Source organism: Methanococcus voltae PS, assembly GCF_024807035.1.
Taxonomy (GTDB): Archaea; AGJL01; Methanococci; order Methanococcales; family Methanococcaceae; genus Methanococcus; species Methanococcus voltae.
The window spans coordinates 246,025-266,487 of the sequence record NZ_JANUCQ010000001.1 but is presented as its reverse complement, the minus strand read 5'-3'; the positions used below and the strand labels follow the sequence as shown (position 1 = coordinate 266,487).

At 33.0% G+C, this 20,463-nt stretch carries 21 protein-coding genes and 2 tRNA genes; 15 read left to right on the top strand and 8 right to left on the bottom strand.

Translation table 11 applies throughout. The annotated features are described in order from the left end of the window. Window positions 1-146 precede the first annotated feature (146 nt). A complete protein-coding gene (locus M2325_RS01305) occupies window positions 147-1,025 on the bottom strand; it encodes a sugar phosphate isomerase/epimerase family protein (protein ID WP_209590223.1) in 879 nt (292 codons plus the stop codon). A gap of 189 nt (window positions 1,026-1,214) precedes the next feature. On the opposite strand from M2325_RS01305, the gene M2325_RS01300 reads away from it, so the two are divergent. Beyond that, on the top strand, window positions 1,215-1,811 hold the full coding sequence (locus tag M2325_RS01300) for a FumA C-terminus/TtdB family hydratase beta subunit (RefSeq protein WP_209590222.1): 597 nt from the start codon (window positions 1,215-1,217) through the stop codon (window positions 1,809-1,811). Between the two features lie 79 nt (window positions 1,812-1,890). On the opposite strand, the gene M2325_RS01295 is transcribed toward M2325_RS01300, so the two are convergent. From M2325_RS01295 to M2325_RS01285, 3 genes are all read right to left on the bottom strand, one after another. Continuing rightward, window positions 1,891-3,243, bottom strand: coding sequence for a signal recognition particle protein Srp54 (locus tag M2325_RS01295; RefSeq protein ID WP_209590221.1), 1,353 nt, complete (start codon window positions 3,241-3,243; stop codon window positions 1,891-1,893). Between the two features lie 179 nt (window positions 3,244-3,422). Then, window positions 3,423-4,004, bottom strand: a complete 582-nt coding sequence (locus tag M2325_RS01290; protein ID WP_259050612.1) for a UbiX family flavin prenyltransferase — start codon at window positions 4,002-4,004, stop codon at window positions 3,423-3,425. A 253-nt stretch (window positions 4,005-4,257) separates the two neighbouring features. Continuing rightward, window positions 4,258-4,342 (bottom strand) — tRNA-Leu (locus M2325_RS01285). A 244-nt stretch (window positions 4,343-4,586) separates the two neighbouring features. Between M2325_RS01285 and M2325_RS01280 the strand changes: the two genes are divergently transcribed. Further along, window positions 4,587-4,701: transfer RNA gene (locus M2325_RS01280), tRNA-Met, on the top strand. Between the two features lie 158 nt (window positions 4,702-4,859). Here M2325_RS01280 and mmp10 read toward each other — a convergent pair. Then, entirely contained in the window at window positions 4,860-6,146 is a 1,287-nt protein-coding gene (gene mmp10 / locus M2325_RS01275; RefSeq protein ID WP_259050843.1) for a methyl coenzyme M reductase-arginine methyltransferase Mmp10, read from the bottom strand. Between the two features lie 737 nt (window positions 6,147-6,883). On the opposite strand from mmp10, the gene mcrB reads away from it, so the two are divergent. The 13 genes from mcrB to mtrH all read left to right on the top strand — a co-directional run bounded on the left by mcrB (window position 6,884) and on the right by mtrH (window position 18,433). Next, complete coding sequence (gene mcrB, locus M2325_RS01270) at window positions 6,884-8,215, top strand: coenzyme-B sulfoethylthiotransferase subunit beta (protein WP_209590218.1); 1,332 nt, start codon at window positions 6,884-6,886, stop codon at window positions 8,213-8,215. Window positions 8,216-8,374: 159 nt separating this feature from the next. Beyond that, window positions 8,375-8,854, top strand: coding sequence for a methyl-coenzyme M reductase operon protein D (gene mcrD, locus M2325_RS01265; protein ID WP_209590217.1), 480 nt, complete (start codon window positions 8,375-8,377; stop codon window positions 8,852-8,854). 1 nt (window position 8,855) lies between these two features. After that, on the top strand, window positions 8,856-9,449 hold the full coding sequence (gene mcrC, locus M2325_RS01260; protein WP_209590216.1) for a methyl-coenzyme M reductase I operon protein C: 594 nt from the start codon (window positions 8,856-8,858) through the stop codon (window positions 9,447-9,449). 9 nt (window positions 9,450-9,458) lie between these two features. Continuing rightward, on the top strand, window positions 9,459-10,244 hold the full coding sequence (mcrG, locus tag M2325_RS01255) for a coenzyme-B sulfoethylthiotransferase subunit gamma (protein WP_209590215.1): 786 nt from the start codon (window positions 9,459-9,461) through the stop codon (window positions 10,242-10,244). Between the two features lie 58 nt (window positions 10,245-10,302). Next, complete coding sequence (mcrA, locus tag M2325_RS01250; RefSeq protein ID WP_209590214.1) at window positions 10,303-11,967, top strand: coenzyme-B sulfoethylthiotransferase subunit alpha; 1,665 nt, start codon at window positions 10,303-10,305, stop codon at window positions 11,965-11,967. A gap of 602 nt (window positions 11,968-12,569) precedes the next feature. Further along, window positions 12,570-13,478 carry a tetrahydromethanopterin S-methyltransferase subunit E gene (mtrE, locus tag M2325_RS01245; protein WP_209590213.1) on the top strand — a complete coding sequence of 303 codons (909 nt, stop codon included), beginning with the start codon at window positions 12,570-12,572 and terminating at the stop codon, window positions 13,476-13,478. A gap of 22 nt (window positions 13,479-13,500) precedes the next feature. Then, a complete protein-coding gene (gene mtrD / locus M2325_RS01240) occupies window positions 13,501-14,211 on the top strand; it encodes a tetrahydromethanopterin S-methyltransferase subunit D (RefSeq protein WP_209590212.1) in 711 nt (236 codons plus the stop codon). A gap of 22 nt (window positions 14,212-14,233) precedes the next feature. Beyond that, complete coding sequence (gene mtrC, locus M2325_RS01235; protein WP_209590211.1) at window positions 14,234-15,025, top strand: tetrahydromethanopterin S-methyltransferase subunit MtrC; 792 nt, start codon at window positions 14,234-14,236, stop codon at window positions 15,023-15,025. A gap of 9 nt (window positions 15,026-15,034) precedes the next feature. Next, a complete protein-coding gene (locus M2325_RS01230) occupies window positions 15,035-15,361 on the top strand; it encodes a tetrahydromethanopterin S-methyltransferase subunit B (protein WP_209590210.1) in 327 nt (108 codons plus the stop codon). Window positions 15,362-15,392: 31 nt separating this feature from the next. After that, entirely contained in the window at window positions 15,393-16,121 is a 729-nt protein-coding gene (gene mtrA, locus M2325_RS01225; protein ID WP_209590209.1) for a tetrahydromethanopterin S-methyltransferase subunit A, read from the top strand. A gap of 297 nt (window positions 16,122-16,418) precedes the next feature. Beyond that, complete coding sequence (gene mtrA / locus M2325_RS01220) at window positions 16,419-17,180, top strand: tetrahydromethanopterin S-methyltransferase subunit A (protein ID WP_209731620.1); 762 nt, start codon at window positions 16,419-16,421, stop codon at window positions 17,178-17,180. Window positions 17,181-17,227: 47 nt separating this feature from the next. Continuing rightward, entirely contained in the window at window positions 17,228-17,452 is a 225-nt protein-coding gene (gene mtrG, locus M2325_RS01215; protein WP_209590207.1) for a tetrahydromethanopterin S-methyltransferase subunit MtrG, read from the top strand. Window positions 17,453-17,473: 21 nt separating this feature from the next. After that, window positions 17,474-18,433, top strand: a complete 960-nt coding sequence (gene mtrH, locus M2325_RS01210; RefSeq protein ID WP_209590206.1) for a tetrahydromethanopterin S-methyltransferase subunit H — start codon at window positions 17,474-17,476, stop codon at window positions 18,431-18,433. 189 nt (window positions 18,434-18,622) lie between these two features. On the opposite strand, the gene M2325_RS01205 is transcribed toward mtrH, so the two are convergent. From M2325_RS01205 to M2325_RS01195, 3 genes are read right to left on the bottom strand one after another with little or no spacing between them, the layout of a single operon-like run. Further along, complete coding sequence (locus tag M2325_RS01205) at window positions 18,623-19,159, bottom strand: DUF2096 domain-containing protein (protein ID WP_209590205.1); 537 nt, start codon at window positions 19,157-19,159, stop codon at window positions 18,623-18,625. Beyond that, on the bottom strand, window positions 19,134-19,466 hold the full coding sequence (locus M2325_RS01200) for a DUF749 domain-containing protein (protein ID WP_209590204.1): 333 nt from the start codon (window positions 19,464-19,466) through the stop codon (window positions 19,134-19,136). Before M2325_RS01200 ends, M2325_RS01205 begins: the two co-directional genes overlap by 26 nt. A gap of 28 nt (window positions 19,467-19,494) precedes the next feature. Further along, window positions 19,495-20,448 (bottom strand): TatD family hydrolase, encoded by a 954-nt coding sequence (locus M2325_RS01195; protein ID WP_259050821.1) that lies wholly within the window; start codon window positions 20,446-20,448, stop codon window positions 19,495-19,497. Between the last annotated feature and the right edge of the window lie 15 nt (window positions 20,449-20,463).

Below are 20,463 nucleotides of genomic sequence, written 5' to 3'. Positions count from 1 at the left end.
AATTAAATTAAATTCTATGTACATTATAATTACATATTTGTGTATTCAATATATAATTTACGGGGAATGGTAAAAATTAACAGTTAACAATTTTCAGTTGAGATATTTTAGGTAATAATATTAATTAATATTATTAGTTAATACCCTTAATTGATATCTTTTAAAATTTTTGATAATATATCCCTGCTTTCAATTGCATCTTCCATACTTCTACATTCTAAACTATAAATTCCGTTATAATTAATGTCCCTTAGGTTTGTAAATACAGCTTCTAAGTTAATATTACCTGCTTTTAGTTTAAGGTGTGAATCGTCGGTTCCATCATTATCATGTATGTGCGCATGAACAATACCTTTTCCAATATTGTTTAATTCTGCCACATAATCTTCAGTATTTAAAGTTGATAACTCTTTACAGGTGTTAGCGTGACCAATATCAAATGTTATACCTAAATTGTTTGAATCGATTCCTTTTGTAAGTTCGGCTAATTCTTCAGGAGTAGTTCCTAAAACTCCGAAAAAATTAGGCATATTTTCTAAACCGATTGTTACGTCGTACGTTTCAGCTACTTCAACTAATTTTTTTATTAAATTTCTATTGCTTTCAACCACTCGCTCCTTGTAATCTTTCCATAAGTATGGGATATACCCCGGGTGCACTGTTACTACTTTAGAGTTTGTTTTTGAAGCAAAGTCAATTGATTCGATTATACTATCTAGGGTAACTTTTGAAACTTTACTATTGAGTGAAGCAGGGTTTAAATCTGTAAAAGGTGCGTGAACCACAGTTTCCAAAGTTTTTTGGCATTTCATTTCACTATGCTTTAAATTTAAAATGTTATCCATTTCGCATTCAGCTTCCGCGTGAGTGCCTTCAAAAACGATTTCCCACGAATCAAATTTGTGTTGGCTTATTTTTTCTAAAGATGATACTACATTATCGTGTATGTATACGAGAGATGATATCCCACATTTGGCGTATTTGACCATACTGCAGCTTTTAGATTCATTAGTATTATTTTCCATATTATCACTATCTGAATTTTAAATAATAAGTCTAATGTAATTATAATAAATATATGATTATAGTAATAATTAAACTACATAATATAAAAATATATTAATAATATTAAATATTTTAGTGATTTATTTATTACAAAACTAGTAAATTATTAAGTTATTAATTTATTAAAAAAGGATTATTCGGTGAAATTTATGCAATATTATTTAAAAACTCCAATTTCAAAAGAAGACATTAAAAAATTAAACGTGGGCGATATTGTTTACATATCAGGAAATATTTGTACTGGAAGAGATGAAGCACATATTACCGCAATAGAAGAGGGAAAATCACCAGTTGATTTAAAAAACGGTGTAATATATCATGCAGGCCCTATAATGAGGCAGAAAGACGATGAAAATGGAGAATGGGAGTGCGTTGCAATTGGCCCAACCACATCTGCACGTATGAATAAAACTGAAAAAGATTTTATAGAAATTACGGGCATTTCAGCTATTATTGGTAAAGGAGGTATGACTGACGAATTACTGGACGTTTTTAAAGAACATTATGTTGTCTATTTATCTGCACCTGGAGGTTGTGCTGCCCTACTTGCCGAAAGCGTTAAAAAAGTTAAATCAGTTCATAAAATAGAGTTAGGAATTCCTGAAGCATTTTGGAGCCTAGAAGTTGAAAACTTTGGCCCTTTGGTTGTTTCAATGGATAGCAACGGTCAAAGTCTATATAAAAATGTAAATAAAGATGTTGAAAAAAATTTAAAAGAAATAAAAGAAGTAAAAGGGTTAATTTAAATACCTATTTTTAATTTTTATATTATCTTATTATTTTATTAGTTTATTATTTTATTACTATTTTATTAGTTTAATTATTTTATTCTTTGTACATAATTTGTCTCATGATTTTACCCATTTGACCGCCCATTTTTAGCATCTTACCCCGTTTTAAGTTTGAGAAAGCATTTTTAGTTGTTTGATAGTACTTTAACAATTCCTTAATTTCTTCTTGTTTTGCACCGGCACCTCTTGCAATTCTTTGCATTCTTGAGGTTTTAATCAATTCTGGGTTTTCTTTTTCTTCTTCAGTCATAGAATCCATTAAAATTTTATAACGTTTTAATTTTTGCTCAGTTAAGCTTGCTGCTTCTTTAGGCATTGATGCCCCCATTCCTGGTATCATACTTAAAATTTGCTTCATAGGCCCCATTTTAGAAATTGTTTCCAATTGCGAATACAATTCTACTAATGTAAACTTACCTTTAAGTATTGCTTCGATATCTTCTTCGTTTGCGTCTTCTACGATATCATCGGTTTTTTCGAGTAAACTGTCCAAATCACCCATACCTAAAAGTCTTGATATGAATTTTTTAGGGTCAAATGTTTCTAAATCGTCTACACCTTCACCAGTACCGATGAATTTAATAGGAGCGTTTATTTCGGCTACAGCACTTAACGCACCACCACCTTTTGCGGAACCATCCAATTTAGTAACTAAAATACTGCCTATATCCTCTACAGCATCCTTAAATGCTTTAGCTTGGTTTTTAGCTTGTTGTCCCAAAGTACCATCAATAACCAGTATAATTTCTTTTGGATTCAATTCGTCTTTTAATTCTTTCATTTCAGTTAAAAGTCCAGATTCTTCCTTATGTCTACCTGCAGTATCGATAATAAATACATCTGCTTTTTTTAACTTATTTAAACCATCTTTTGCTATTTCGATAGGGGTTTTGGTTCTTGTTTCGTCACCATATAGTGGAACGTTTATTTTTTCGGAGAGTTGTTGCAATTGCTTGTATGCTGCAGGTCTGTAAACATCCGCTGCAATTAAAGCTGGCTTCAATCCCCTTTTTTGAATTAATCTTGCCAATTTTGCAGAACTTGTCGTCTTACCGCTTCCTTGGATACCGACCAATAAGATAATTGACTTTTTTGAAGGGTCCAAATCTAATTTTTGAGGTTCAGTACCAATCATTTGTACGAGTTCATTATAAACTATTTGAACAATATGCTCCTTTTTTGATAAACCCTTTGGAGGATTCTCTTCGATTGCTTTCTTTTCAATATCTTTACTCATTTTTAAAACGAGTTTAACATTAACATCCGATTGGATTAAAGCTTTTTGGATATCTTTTATAACTTCTTTAATTAATTTTTTATCCACTAATGTTGCACTTTTGATTTTATTTAGTGCAGTTGAAATGTTTTGACCTAATTTGTCAAGCATGATTTCACCGTATAAATTATAACATGATGATAAATTTTGATGATAAATTTGATAGTACATATAATTATTATAATTTGATAAATTTTAGTAGGAATATATTATCCAATATATTATATAATTATAATGATATATTTCTAAAAAAAAGAAAAATCTTTAAAAAATACTAAAAAATACCTAAATTATTCATCGCCCCAACGCTTAACTAAATTATTTTTAATTCTTAAATTATCCAATATCCTACCCACTGTGAAGTATATAATATCATCCACAGTTTTTGGAAAACTGTAAAATGCCGGTACTGGTGGCATTATTACAACACCCAATTTAGCCAATTTAGTCATATTTTCCAAATGAATTGCATTTAAAGGCGTTTCTCTAGTAATCAATACTAATTTCCTATGTTCTTTTAGACATATGTCACATACTCGCGCAATTAAATTATCTGCGTAACCATTAGCTACTGCTGAAACCGATTTCATAGAGCATGGTACTATTACTGCAGAATCAAATTTATGAGAGCCTGAGGCTATCGGTGCGTAAAAATCATCTTCATTGTACACATTATCTGCTAATTTATAAAAATCGTGTATATCCATATTTAACTCATATTTTATTGTAGAAATACCCATTTTTGAAACTACTAACGAGGTAATTACGGATTCATCTTTTTTTAATTCTTCTAATAGTCTTTTTGCGTAAATTGCACCACTTGCACCAGTTACACATACGACAATCTCTTTTACATCTTTTTTTGAGTTCATACTTTCAGCCCAATTTGTTATTATTTCATTTATTATATTGAACCTAATTATAATAATTATAATCTAAATTAAATTTAATAATTCAGATATTATTGTATAAATCTATAAAATTTATTTAATAAATAAATATCAACTATAATCATCAATTACAAACCTACTATAATGGTAAATTTATGATAAAATACAATAAATACAATATAATTACTCAATAATCGATAATTTATAAGTTTAAAAAAGTCTTTTATAAAATATATGCGAGGGAAGGGATTCGAACCCTCGAACTCCTACGAGACTAGACCCTCAATCTAGCGCCTTTGACCAGGCTCGGCGACCCTCGCACTAAAACAGCTTATATGCCGATAGCATACAGCATGAGGTATATAAATTAATTGCATAGTCTAATCATATCTTTAAATATATATAGTTTTCGCTAAATAATTAATAAATAAATGTTTTGGTTAATAAATCCATAAACTTATATATTTGGGTATTTTAAGTAATAGAAAACTATATATAGATGTTTTGAGTATGTTAAAGTAGCCAAGATGAATTAGTAGGATTACGATGAATATGTGGAGATTTGCCGAGGTGGCTTAGGCTGGTTATAGCGCTCGGCTCATACGGAAAATACCCAAGGATATAATTCCTTGGGTCCTGGGAAACCGAGAGGTCGGGGGTTCGAGTCCCCCCCTCGGCATTTTTTTTATAGTAAATATATCTATTAATTTAGATTTACGATTATTAATATATTATAACTAAAATCTTATTTTTATAGTAAATTGATTTATTGAGTGGTTAAAAATTTAAAAGAGTTATTTTTATTTTATTTGATTATTAGTTATTATTTATTTTTGGTTAATTATTTTTTATAGGGCTTCCAAAGAAGTTTATTTTTTCAATTAATTCTGTGAAACATTCTTTTTCAAATTCGATTGCTTGTTCTTTTGTATAAACGCCACTAACTTCACCATCTAACGTTAATTTATCAACACCCCTTAAAACAATTCTATCAACCCCATCCTTCTTCAAAATTTCTTCCATATCTCTATCATGAACTAATGCTCTTGAGGGAATTAAAACTGTTTCTTTTAATTCATTTAAATTTATTTCTTCCAAATCTTTTTTAGTTATAAGGTCTGAAATATCCTTATTAACTTTTATAACATTTATAGGCGTGTCTTTGAAAATTTTTGAAAGGAAAGTGTACGAAACTGAACCCGTTATAATTGTTGCTTCTGACCTTATGCTTTTTCTTAATTCCATTATTGTTTCATCATCTTTTAAGATTGCGAATGGTGTATCAGTTATGGGGTCGTAAACTGGCGTTCCTGAAAGTCTTATTTGATTACCATATAAATTATACATTTCTTCTACAACTGCCCTAAATTCATCCATTGTTTGAACGTCTATACCCTCAATTAAAGGTTCATTTCCGAATATTAATCCATTTTCTATTTTATTTGCAAATCTCATTAAAATTATAGCATTTGCGCCCCAATCTATTAAATCAGCTATTGTTTTCTTTAAAACTTCCCCATCATTTACTCCAGGAACTACAACTATTGCACAATGTGTCTCACAATTTTTACAAAAGTGTTTTAAACATTCTATTGAAATTTCTGGAGTTTTATCATTCATCCATTCTTTTCTAAGTTCTGAGTCTGTTGAAAAAACTGAAAATGTTACTTCATCGACACCACAATCGACCATATTTTTTGCAGACTGTAGGCTTTTTATTCCTTTACCTGAAGTATAGCCTAAATGGATATTTAAACCCATACTTGCTATTTCTCGGCAAAGTTCCTCTAGATAAGGATAATAGCTTGTATCTCCTCCACTTGTAATATTTATTTTATCATATCTTTTAAACATGAGTGAATCTTGTATTTGCTGAATTGCAAACGGTAAAGGTATAAAATCGCCGTTAATTTCCCTTATGGAGTTAGTACAATAATCACAACCGATATGATAAGTGCACTGATTACAGCCCAAAGGTTCTGGATTTTTGAAACTTACCTTTCTAAAGTAACAGAATTTACAGAAACCTCCACAATTTTTACCGGGCTCACCTTTTAAATCAATGAGAAGTTGGGTTTTTAAGTTATCATATTTTTGGTCGTTTTTTCTTTTTTCGTTTGCCATTTGAAAAGGGTCGAAAAAGTCTAAATCGTTAAAATCGTTAAAATCATTAAAATTTTTCATAAAATCACTTGGTTTATTCATTGCTTTATTACTAATATACTAACAACATTGTCTATGATATTTGAAGTTCTGTAAGGTAAACTTGCCATTCAAAATATCAAATTCATTATTGAAATACTATTATTTCTATAAATATAAATTAATTATTATTGGTTATCATAGTATATTATTTAATCTGTCTTAAATTTTAGTAGTAAAATCATATGAATATATCATACTATTTTATAAATTAGTAATACTAAAATATTATAATGTAATACTTTTTCATATATTGATAATACAAAGTATTTAAAATTTTGATATTTATAATACTGTCTAGAGGATGATTAATTTTAAGAGAGTCTTAAAAAATCTTCGGAAAATAGTAGTAGGTAATAAAAAACGCCCTATTCGTAATATACTATTCAAAACTAAATATTCATTGAAATATTTGGGTAATAATTAATATTAATCTAATATTTAGATATTGAGATATAATAATAACATTTTTTTAAAAAATCATCTATTTTCATCTTAATTTTATATATTAAAGCCCATTTTTTGAGTATTCAAATTCAAATTATTGTGTTATTAACATCTTATATATAAACTTTTCTATTTAATGTTAATGAAAAAGTGAATATATATACATAGAGTAATGTTATGATGTATATATCAAAAAAATAGGAGTGATTCCTATGGTAAAGTATGAAGATAAGATATGTCTATTTGATGCGAAAGGAAACCAAGTAGCAGAAGATGTACCATTGGAAGCTATCAGCCCATTAAATAACCCAACTATAATGGGGATGGTTAAAAATATTAAAAGAACCGTTGCTGTTAACTTAGCTGGTATTGAAGAATCATTAGCTAAAGGTAAAATTGGCGGTAAAGGTTGCCAGGTTCCTGGTAGAAATATAGAATTAGATGTTATAGGCGATGCAGAAGCTATCGCTGACAAAGTAAAAAGTATATTGCAAGTTTCAGCTGGCGATGATACCGAAGTTAAATTAATTAACGGCGGTAAACAGATGGCTGTGCAAGTACCTTCAAAAAGATTAGATGTTGCTGCAGAATACTCAGTATCAATGTTGTCAACTGGTATGGCTTTAAAAGAAGCTCTTATCACAAACTTCAACATTGACATGTTTGACGGTTCAACAGTACACTCAGCTATCATGGGTCAATATCCACAAGATATGGACTACGCTGGTGGTAACATTGCATCATTATTAGGTGCTCCATCAAAATTAGAAGGTTTAGGTTACGCTTTAAGAAACATACCTGTAAACCACGCTGTAGCTACAACTAAAAAGAGTTTAATGAACGCTATCGCATTCTCATCAATCTTAGAACAAACAGCTATGTTTGAAATGGGAGATGCAGTTGGTTCATTCGAAAGACAACACTTGTTAGGTTTAGCTTACCAAGGTTTAAACGCTGATAACTTAGTAGTTGAATTAGTTAAAGCTAATGCAACTGGTACAGTTGGTTCAGTTGTTAACAGTATTGTAGAAAAAGCAATCGCAGATGGCGTTATTGTTGTGGACAAAACATTAGGTTCAGGCTTCAACATGTACAAACCTGCAGATGTAAACAAATGGAACGCTTACGCTGCTGCTGGTTTAGTTGCTGCGGTTATGGTAAGCTGTGGTGCTGCTAGAGCTGCACAGAACGTTGCTTCAACTATTTTATACTATAACGATATTCTCGAGTACGAAACTGGTTTACCAGGTGTTGACTACGGTAGATCAATGGGTACTGCAGTAGGATTCTCATTCTTCTCACACTCAATCTACGGTGGTGGAGGACCAGGTATCTTCAACGGTAACCACGTTGTAACAAGACACTCAAAAGGATTTGCTATACCTCCTGTATGTGCAGCTATGTGTATGGACGCTGGTACACAGATGTTCTCACCTGAAAAAACTTCAGCATTAGTTGGTACAGTATACTCAGCATTTGATGAATTCAGAGAACCTTTAAAATATGTAATTGAAGGTGCTTTAGAAGTTCAAAACAAACTCTAATTAGATATTTGAATTTTATTAAATTTTAAATAATAAATTCCGAAAATCTAATTTCTAAATTTATGTTACTGATAAAAATCGATTAAATTATAAAATACAGTATAATGAATATAAAAATTAAATTGTATTTTAAAATAATCGAATAAACCAGGTAAAAAAATGATTGAAATTGAAGTCTTTCCACATAGGTTCTTAAAAGCGACTACTACGGAAAAATTCCTTAATAGTGCTTATTCATTAGAAACCGTACAAAGAGTAATTATGCATGGTGAATCATTACCTCAAAAAGTTAATTATGGACCTGCAAAAGGCACTCCTGTTAACCATAGTGAGAGAAAACTCATTAATGTTCAGGGTGTTGAAGTTCAATTAACCTTACAAGTAGGTAGATTTTGGATATTATTAGATGATGAAACTGAATTGTCTAAAATTGATGAAATTTGTAAAGAACTATTCCCATACGGATACAAAGTATCGGAAGGTAGATTTATAAAAGATTCTCCAACAGTTACAGATTACATGAAATACGGTGAAAGTTTCGTAAATAATATAGATAAGAGAATGCTAGGTGTTACAGACCCTAGAAGTAGATTTGAGAACTCTGTTTCACTTATCCCAAAAAGCGAAAAAGGTGAATAATTTGCCAGTAGGTAGGAGAGAGCAGATTGTTGACTGTAGAGCTGTTATGGGATTAGGCCAAGGTGGCGGATTAGCTCAGAGAGGAACCTTTGCTGAAGGTCTAAAAAATGATGTTGTAGTAGTTGCAATGTCACCCGGCAGGCGACATATCACAAAACCTGTTTGCGAAATTACCTATGGAATAAGGGAATCTGGTATTCAAACAAGTGTACTTGTACTAAATGCAGGTAGTGGACTTCCAGCAGATGCACCAAATAGTTTAGGTTCAACTTTTGGTTTAAAACCTGAGGAAGTAGAACAAGTTAATAGGCATAAATTATGTATTATTCACTTTGGAAACGTTAAAAGCCACGTTGTATATAAGGCGAGGTTGTTTTTAAGATACGTTACCATACCTACAATAGTTGTTTGCCAAACTCCAATTGATATGGAAGACTTCGCTAAAATCGGAATTAAAACTGCTGATGTAATCCCGATAGAACCAAAAACAAAGGGAACTATTGTTGAAATAGTTACTGGAGTTGTAAGGGGAGAATCATCACCACAATCTAAAATTGATGAAATTATTGAAAAAATAAAAAAACACTTGAAATAAGGTGATCTTATGGCATACAAGCCTCAGTTCTACCCTGGTGCAACAAAAGTTGCTGAGAACAGAAGAAATCACATTAACCCAGCGTTTGAATTGGAAAAATTAAGAGAAATTCCAGATGAAGACGTTGTTAAAATAATGGGTCACAGACAACCAGGTGAAGATTACAAAACCGTTCACCCACCTTTAGAAGAAATGGACTTAGCTGAAGACTACGTAAGAGACTTAGTAGAACCTATCAGCGGTGCAAAAGAAGGACACAGAATTAGATACATTCAGTTTGCAGACTCAATGTACTTTGCTCCATCACAACCATACGACAGATCAAGACTCTACATGTCAAGATTTAGAGGAGTAGACTGTGGTACATTATCAGGAAGACAAGTTGTGGAATTAAGAGAAAGCAACTTAGAAGACATCTCCAAAAACTACTTAGTTGATACAGAGTTATTCGACCCTGCTACAACAGGTATGAGAGGAGCTACTGTACACGGTCACTCATTAAGATTAGATGAAAACGGAGTAATGTTCGATGCATTACAAAGATACGAGTTTGACGAAGCAACAGGACATATATTATATGTTAAAGACCAGGTTGGAAGACCATTGGACGAACCTGTTGATGTAGGAGAACCAGTACCTCAAGAAAAATTAAAAGAAATCACAACAATCTACAGAAAAGATGGCGTTGCTATGAGAGACGACATGGAAGTTGTAGAAGTTGTTAAAAGAATACACAGAGCAAGAACACTTGGTGGATACTGTCCACTCAATGAAATCTTCGACACATACTTATAATTAAATATTACCACCCTTACGGGAGAGAAACCTCTCATAAATCTTGAGGTGAACCTATATGGAAGCTGAAAAAAGATTATTCTTAAAAGCATTAAAAGAAAAGTTTGAAGAAGACCCTAAAGAAAAATTCACCAAGTTCTATACATACGGTGGATGGCAACAATCAGCTAGGAAGCAAGAATTCGTTTCAGAAAACGAAAAAATTGTTGCTGAGAAAAGGGGCGGAATTCCTATGTACAACCCAGACATTGGTGTACCATTAGGACAAAGAAAATTAATGCCTTACAAAATATCAAATACTGATACTTATGTAGAAGGCGACGATTTACACTTTATGAACAACGCTGCAATCCAACAATTATGGGACGATATCAGAAGAACTGTTATCGTAGGTATGGATACAGCTCACATGGTTCTTGAAAAAAGATTGGGTGTTGAAGTAACTCCTGAAACAATCAACGAGTACATGCACACAATCAACCACTCACTCCCAGGGGGAGCTGTTGTTCAAGAACACATGGTGGAAGTTCACCCTTCATTAGCATGGGACTGTTACGCTAAAATCTTCACCGGTGACGATGAGTTAGCTGATGAATTAGATGACAGATTTGTAATTGATATCAACAAATTGTTCCCTGAAGAACAGGCTGAAGCTTTAAAAGCTGCTATCGGTAAAAAAACATACCAAGTATCAAGAGTACCTTCACTCGTTGGTAGAGTATGTGACGGTGGTACAATTTCAAGATGGTCTGCAATGCAGATTGGTATGTCATTTATTACAGCATACAAATTATGTGCGGGAGAAGCTGCAATTGCTGATTTCTCATACGCTGCTAAGCACGCTGATGTTATTCAGATGGGTAACGCTTTACCAGGAAGAAGAGCAAGAGGTCCAAACGAACCAGGTGGAGTTAGATTTGGTATCTTATCAGATGTTGTACAAACAACAAGAGTTAGCGACGACCCTGTTGAGCAATCATTAGAGGTAGTTGCAACTGGTGCTGCTTTATACGACCAAATCTGGCTTGGTTCATACATGTCTGGTGGTGTAGGATTCACACAATATGCTACAGCATCATACACAGATGACATCTTAGATGACTTCTCATACTACGGATACGAATACGTAGAGAAAAAATACGGAAGATGCGGAACTAAAGCTACAATGGATGTAGTAGAAGACATCGCTTCAGAAGTTACACTCTACGCATTAGAACAGTATGATGAATACCCAGCATTATTAGAAGACCACTTCGGTGGCTCACAAAGAGCTGCTGTTGCTGCTGCTGCAGCTGGTATTTCAGTATGTATGGCAACCGGTAACTCAAACGCTGGTGTTAACGGCTGGTACTTATCACAAATATTACACAAAGAATACCACAGCAGACTTGGATTCTACGGTTACGACTTACAAGACCAATGTGGTGCTTCAAACTCCTTAGCAATAAGAAACGATGAAGCTTCACCATTAGAATTAAGAGGTCCTAACTACCCTAACTATGCAATGAACGTAGGTCACCAAGGTGAATACGCGGGTATTGCACAGTCTGCACACTCAGCTAGAGGAGACGCATTTGCTACAAACGCATTAATCAAAGTTGCATTCGCTGACCCTTCATTAGTATTTGACTTCTCAAAACCTAGAAAAGAAATTGCTAGGGGTGCTTTAAGAGAATTCGAAGCTGCTGGTGAAAGAGACCCTATCTTACCTGCTAAAATCTAAGTTAATTACTAATTTATTATTAATTTATTATTAGATTGGGTAAAATAGTAAAAGAAAACTAAAGGAAACCTAATATGGTTTCCTTTTTTTATATATTTTAAAAATTGTTATATTATATGTAACAATTATAATTAATGTTAATCGAATTCAATTTTTATTTAATAAACTATGACATCAAAAAAGTGTTGAAATTAATTATATGTAATTATTTTTATCTGTGTAAATTTTATCAATATTTAAATTTTAAAATATGATGCAGATTAAATCATAATATAATTATAATACTAGAAATAAAATAAATATTGATGTTAATTTTAGTACATGATATTAACATCCACCATTAATAAGTTAGATGTAAAAGCATTTAAAAAGATAATTACTTTAATAAAAAAATCTTTAATTAAATTAAAGGATTTTTTAATTGTATTTTTAAATATTAAGGTCATTTTGCTTATTAATGAAATGGAAAGTAATATATATCATATGATTAAATAATATTTGAATAGTTAACGCCATTAAATGTTTAAAGAAATGTTTAACGAATTCTTAAAATATTTAATTAACAAATAGCCAATATTACCTTAATCAATGAGGTGAAAGAAATGGATCCAACATTATTAACCCTTGGAGCCCTAGCCTTGGCAGGTGCTGCTGCAACTGTTTCCGGTTGTGCAGAAGACTTAGAATCCGATGTAGGTTCACAGTCAAACCCTAACTCTCAGGTGCAATTAGGTCCTCAAATGGGTAACATACACAGATATTTCAACAAAGCTATCTCCGGTGAACCTGTATCCTACGGTTTATACGTAGCGGTTGCAGGAGCTGTAGCATGGGCTTTAATGAATGGCGGATACAATCCAATCTTAGGTTTAATAGTAGGTTCAGGAGTAGGTGCAATTACACATGGTGCATATTCATTGAGCGCATACTTAGGTAGGATTGTAGGTCAGTCCAAAAACTTTAACCAACCAGTATACATGGACGTTATAAGTACACACATGGGTCCTATAATGGGACACGGTTTTATAGCAATTTTTACTATGTTATTAGCAGCTTACTTGGCTACATTAGCATTAGGTAATCCATTCCCATTGCCATTGGTAGCTTTAATCTTCGGTATCACAGTTGGTGCTATCGGTTCATCAACCGGTGACGTTCACTACGGTGCTGAAAGAGAATACCAAAAATACGCTTTCGGTGGTGGTATTCCTGTTGCTAATCAAGGTGACATTGATATTAAAGCAGAAACTGGTATTAGAAATGGTTTAGATTCATCATACTTCTGTTCAAGACTCGGAGGTCCATTAACTGGTCTCTGTTTCGGTTTAATCATCTTCTTAGATGGTTGGAGAACCGTTACTGGTAACATTATCGGTGACTTGATGGGTGCAGACCTTGTTATGAAAGCTATCATTGCAATTATATTAGGTACATTACTTGTAATTGGTGCTGCAATAATTAACAGAAAAGTAGAAGTATATGCAAGAAACAAGTACGGGCCATACAAATAATTAATAAAGTAATGGTGATAATATGGATATTTCAAGTATTATATTACCTCTTGTTGAAATCACCCTTGCAGGAGCAATTATTAACGCAAGTGTTCACTTTGTTCCAGTAGGTGGTGCACCAGCTGCGATGGCTACTTCAACCGGGGTAGGTACCGGTACAACTCAGTTGGCTGCAGGTGCAGGTTTCACAGGTTTATTAGCGGCTGCAGGAATGGCTGCACAACCTGGCATAATAATAAGCAACCCAGTTCACGCACTCTTGATTATGTTATCAGGTGCTGTTGGTGCTATGATTATGTTAGGATTAACTATGTTAATCGGTCAATTAATTTACGTTTACGGTGTTGGTATTGTGCCAGCAGCAGATAAATGTGATGTTGACCCAATCACAAAAGACCCACAAAGTGCATTTATCACACCAGGTACAACTGGTCACGGTATTCCAACAGTTTGTTTCGTTAGTGGATTAATAGGAGCAGCTTTAGGTGGAATCGGTGGAGGAATGGCTTATGTAGGTCTTTTAGGATTAGGATTTACAATACCTGCAATTGCGGGAGTATTAGCAGTTGGATTCTTCTTCATGAATGCAGTTCTTGCTTCATACAACATTGGTGGTACCATTGAAGGTTTCCACGACCCTAAATTTAAGAAAATGCCTAATGGAGTTATTGCTTCAACAGTGTCATCATTAGTTGCAGCTTTAATATTAATAGGAATGTCAATGGGACTTTAATTAAAAATTATGAGGTGTAATTATGTCACATGGTGGCGGAGGACACGCAGCAGAACTATTTCCTGAAAACCAAGTTCTCGGGATTGGTCTTGTATTATCATTAATTGGAATGTATATTGCAAACTTTCTTCCAGAATATGCAATGTTAATAGGCGGAGCATTAACTGTTCCAGCGTGTGTAGCGGGAGCTAACACAACAAGAAGAGTAGCAGCATACGGTTTAGGTACCGGTGTTCCTTCAATTGGTATGGTAAGTTTAGGTATGGGTACATTATCAGCACTTGCAGCGGTATATTTACCAGTAGCAATGGGCATTGATTCAATGGCTACACCGATAATTGCAGTTGTTGTATCCTTAGCAATTGGTGCGATTGTAGGTAAGTTAACACAAAACCCTGTAGGTATGAAAGTGCCTATTATTGTATCAAGTATGATAAAATTATCATTAATGGGTGCTTTATCAATTTTGGGATTCTGTACTGCATTTGCAGGCGGATTTTCAGCAAACGTATTTATTCCAGGTGCAATAGAAACAGGAATGATTGGTTTAGCATTTATTGCAGCAGGTATTGCAATTTTACACCCATTCAACGCATGTTTAGGACCTAATGAAAGTCACAGAAGAACAATGTACCTTGCAATTGCTTGTGGTTTATTAGCATGGTTAGTATTCGCAATCTCAAAATTAGATGCAATATCAACTGTTATCTCAGCAGTGTTATGGGTTGCTACATATGCTATGTTTGTAAAAATGTCTTTGAACGATGCTTCAGATGTTTTATACACACCAGAATTGCCTAAGAAAGAAGAATAAGGTGATAAAATGGAAATTGTTAAAGTATGTCCTGATATAAATGTAGTATTGGACATCGATACAGGTTTAATTGCAGAAATGAGAAAAGATATTCTTGTTACTGATTTAAAACCTGTTTCAGCAGAAATAGAACAATTAGAAAAACTTGCGATAGCATTGGAAAATTCATTAGACCCAAGAAACGCACCAATGAAATCATATGCTGGTAGAGAAGGTACATACAAAACTGGTGGTTTATTCCAAGGTATGTTCTTCGGTTTCTGGATTGCCTTGTCAATTTTAATGCTCGCAGTATTCTTAATCATTAAAACGGATTTAAGCCTAATCGGTCTCTAAATTGTTTAATTTGACACGGAGGTGCTAAAATATGGCAGATAAAAAAGCCCCTGCAGCAGGATGGCCTGTTGCTAATGGTGAATATGTTGTAGGTAATCCTGAAAGCTGTGTAGCTGTTGTTACATTGGGTTCACACGGATTAGATGAAGCAGCTATCGAAGCAGGTGCAGCTATCTCAGGACCTTGCCACACAGAAAACTTGGGTATTGAAAAAGTTATTGTTAACTACATTTCAAATCCTAACATCAGATTTATGGTTGTGACAGGTTCAGAAGTTCAAGGACACATTACAGGACAATGTTTCAAAGCTCTCTATGAAAACGGAATTGGTGACGATGGTGGTATTATCGGCGCTAAAGGAGCTATTCCTTTCATGGAAAACGTTGGAAAAGAACCAGTTGCAAGATTCCAAAATCAAATCGTTGAATTAATTGACATGATTGATTCAGAAGATAAAGGAAAAATTCAACAAACAGTTAAAGACTGTATCTCCAAAGACCCTGGTGCATTCGAAGAAGAAGCTATGGTTATAGACCTTGAGGGTAAAGCAGGCGGAGCTGGAGAAGAAGAAGGTTCATCAGTTAAAATGACATCCCCAGAAATGGCAATTATAGAATCAAGAATGAGAATCATCTCAAAACAGATTGAACAAGCTGCAATTGTTAACAAATACAACTCTGGATACTATAACGGTAAAATCCAAGGTGTTGCAATAGGTTTATTCTTGTCACTTCTTATATACAGTATGTTATTAATTTAATTTAATTAATTTGATAATTGTTATTAATTTATTGTGAATTTATTGATAGGTTATATTTAAGTATATTAACTTACGATAAATAGATAAAATAATGATTATTGATTATTTGATTAATGAAGATGAATTTAAACACGGATTGGTATCTAAATAGGTTAGACGATTAATAATTACGATATAATAATTAATAATTAATAATTATGTTAAATTACCAATTAAAACGTTGAACTTAAAATAAATTAAAATATGTAAATTCTAAACCAAACCAAAACATATATGCCTTCCAGGAGGTGCTAAAATATGGCAGATAAAAAAGCCCCTGCAGCAGGATGGCCTGTTGCTAATGGTGAATATGTTGTAGGTAATCCTGAAAGCTGTGTAGCTGTTGTTACATTGGGTTCACACGGATTAGATGAAGCAGCTATCGAAGCAGGTGCAGCTATCTCAGGACCTTGCCACACAGAAAACTTGGGTATTGAAAAAGTTATTGTTAACTACATTTCAAATCCTAACATCAGATTTATGGTTGTGACAGGTTCAGAAGTTCAAGGACACATTACAGGACAATGTTTCAAAGCTCTCTATGAAAACGGAATTGGTGACGATGGTGGTATTATCGGCGCTAAAGGAGCTATTCCTTTCATGGAAAACGTTGGAAAAGAACCAGTTGCAAGATTCCAAAATCAAATCGTTGAATTAATTGACATGATTGATTCAGAAGATAAAGGAAAAATTCAACAAACAGTTAAAGACTGTATCTCCAAAGACCCTGGTGCAACAGACGAAGAAGCTATGGTTATAGACCTTGAGGGTAAAGCTGGTGAAGCAGGAGAAGATTCAGGCGATGGTTTCGCTATCGAAGGTATTCCTACTGTATCAGAACCAGACCTTGAATACATAAGGAAATTAAACGAAAGTCTAGACTATAAAGTAGGCCTAACTACAAGAGATTTGGGTCTTGCTTCAGGAGTTCAGTCTGAAAGCCTCACCGGTTTATTATATGGTATGATGTTTGCATTAGTATTCGTTGCAATACCATTAATATTAAAAATTGGATTTTAAATATTAAGAGACTAATAATTCCATCATTAAATTTATAAGGTGATTAGATGGCTGAAATTCCTACAGTAATAACACCAAACAAGGAATTCAAAGAATTACAGAAAAAACTTGACGAAGTTGAAGATAGAGTTGAAAGAACAAATGCTGAAATCTTCCAAAGAACAGGTCAAAAAACAGGAAGAGATGTAGGTATTGTACTTGGTTTCGCAGTTGGAACCGTTTTATTATACTCATTAGCAGGAGCTTTGCAGTTCTTCAATCTTATAAAATAACATTGTTACAGAGGTGGAATAATGTTCAAATTCGACAAAGAACAGGAAATTATTGAATTAGCTGGTGCAAGATTTGGAGGACAACCAGGAGAATGTCCTACTGCATTATCAGGCACCATATTTTATGCAAGACACAAAATTGTAGAAGATCCTAAAAAAGGTATCTTCGATAAAGCTGCTGCTGAAGAATTAATCAACAAGCAAGCTGAAATGCAAGATATCACAGGTAACTCAGCATTAGTGCAAGTATTCGGTGGTTCAGAAGAAGCACTCGTTAACTACATTGACTTCGTAGCTGATGTATGGGACGGACCTATGTTATTGGACTCAACATCCGGTAAAGCAAGAATGGCTGCAGCTACAAGAGCTACAGAAGCTGGATTTGCTGGACAATGTGTTTACAACTCAATCAACGTTTCAATGGACGAAGAAGAGTTCCAAAACTTAGTTGAAAGTGACCTTGAAGCTTCAATCGTTTTATGTTTCGACCCAATGGACCCTTCAGTAGAAGGTAAATTGAACGTTTTAAACAACGGTGGTAAAACAGCTGAAACAGGTATGTTAGAACTCGCTGAAAAAGCAGGTATCAAACATCCATTAATTGACGTTGCTGTAACCCCTATGGGTAACGGTGCAGGTCAAGCTGTAAGAGCTTCATTTGCTGTTAAAGCAAAATTAGGTTTACCAGTAGGTAGTGGTATCCACAACATTCCATCAGCATGGGACTGGTTAAGAGAATTCAGAAAAGGATTAAGAGAAAACGACAAAGCACAGTTATCAAAAGACGTACACCACGTATGTGACATTGGTGCTAACATTGTGCAAACAATGGCTTCAGGAGACTTTGTTCTCTACGGTCCAATCGACAATTCAGAATTAGCATTCCCTGCTGTTGCAATGACAGACATGATTATTGCTGAAACCGCTAAAGATTTAGGTACAACACCTGATGAGAAACACCCATTAAACAAATTAATTTAATTAAAATATTAATTTGTTTAATATTTTATATTACTTTTTTGAATAATTAAAAAAATTTAAAAATCTATTATATAATAAAACTAAAAAATTTAAAAATAAAATAAAAATAAAAAAAAGCTATTTTGAGTTATTGTTATTGTCATTATTATGTTATTATTTTTATAATTATTATGTTATTATATTACTATATTAATTTAAACTATTAAATTTCCAGATTACTGCTAAATCTTTTAAAGCAGTCATTATTTTGGATTTTTCCCCTTCGATAAGTATTTTAAGGTCTTCTTCTTCACTTTGCGAAAATATTAATCCATTATCTTCACTAAGTTCCCCCAAAATTTCAGGATGCAATTCAACAGGCATTTTTACACGAATAACTTCAGTCGCCTTTCTTTTTTTAACTTCTGGATTATAAGGAGTTTGCTTTAATGGAAATTGAACATCTAACTCCCCTCTTGAAGCTTTTCCGAGTTTATCCAAAAAATCTTTGGCCATTTTTTCATCACACATACCAAATAGTGCACCTTGTAACACCGAAATCTCTTTTTCAGCACCCATTAATACATTAAAATCTGCGTGCTCATCTAAAATGTAATAGGTTATAATATTATTTGCAATTCTTAATCTATCAAAATATTCTTTTGGAATAGGCCTCTTCTTTGAAAGTTCTAAAGTTAAGTTGTTTAAAACCACCCATTTCTTATCTATCCCTTTTGCATCCTTCATCGCTCATCATCTCAATGTAATTTTTTAGTATTAATTTAGAATCATGATTTAAAACCGCTCCAAATTTCTTCAAGTCTTCTTCAATATGATTAACATCCATATTTTTCTTCAAAAAATAAATTTGGTAGCTGTCAGTACCTTGGATATTTAATATGGCAACAGTATGATTTTTAGAATACAAGTCTATATTCTCCCTGTTAGCCTTAGCTCGCATAGTTCCTGAGACTTCAGGAGAATCTAAAACTTCATTAGAGTCTATTATTGTAAGTAGTTTAGCTATGAAATTTCCACATTTGCAACTTTCCATATTTTCACCTGCTTACTCTAAACTTAAACTATATGTTGAATAATCTTTTAGTTTGAGAATATATAAGTTTAGCTATATTAATTAAGTTATTATCTTGATTAATTATTTGATTGCCCATACCATTACATGAAATATTCTTATTATTGTCATTATAATTATTTTTATTATTATTCTTATTATTCTTATTATCTAATTTATTATTTATATTATTAATACCGTTGCAATTATCTTTTTCGTCAGATACTAAATTATAAATTTTTCCAAATTCATTTACCACTAATCGCACATTTGAAGACTCATTTTGTTCTCCCCTTATAGGCGATACAAAAGGACTGTCTGTTTCTGAAAGAGTATTATTAAATAAATCCATATCATAAATACCCAATAATTCTTTTATCAAATTTTTATGATATTCCGAAAAACATAATTGTGTAGAAATTGATATATAATTACCATTATCTATTAATTCTCTTGCTAGTTGATTACTTCCACTAAAACAATGATATACGATTTTTATATCGTTTTTGGTAATTTCCCGTATTATTTTGTACGCTTTATCTTCAAAACCTCTTGCATGAATGACAACTGGCATATCCAATTCTTTTGCCAAAGTTAAGTATTTTCTAAATATTTTTTCCTGTTTATCCAAATCTGCTTGACTTGTTATGCCACTATCAAGACCAATTTCGCCAACTGCAACTATTGAATCTTGATTTTTCTCGATAAACTTATAGGTGTCTTCAATTACTTTCCAATCAGATTTTACCCTAGAAGGGTGATACCCCATTGTGACATTGATATCTTTGGGATATTTGGTTTTTAAATCGAGTGCCCTTTTACATCCACCTAAACTTTCCCCACTGGTAATCATTTCTACATTATTATCGATTGCACGATTTATCAATTCTTCTCTATTTTTTAATCTCCTATATTCCATGTGGCAATGTGCGTCGATATATCTTATATTCATATTATCAGCCATCTTCAAATTTTTACC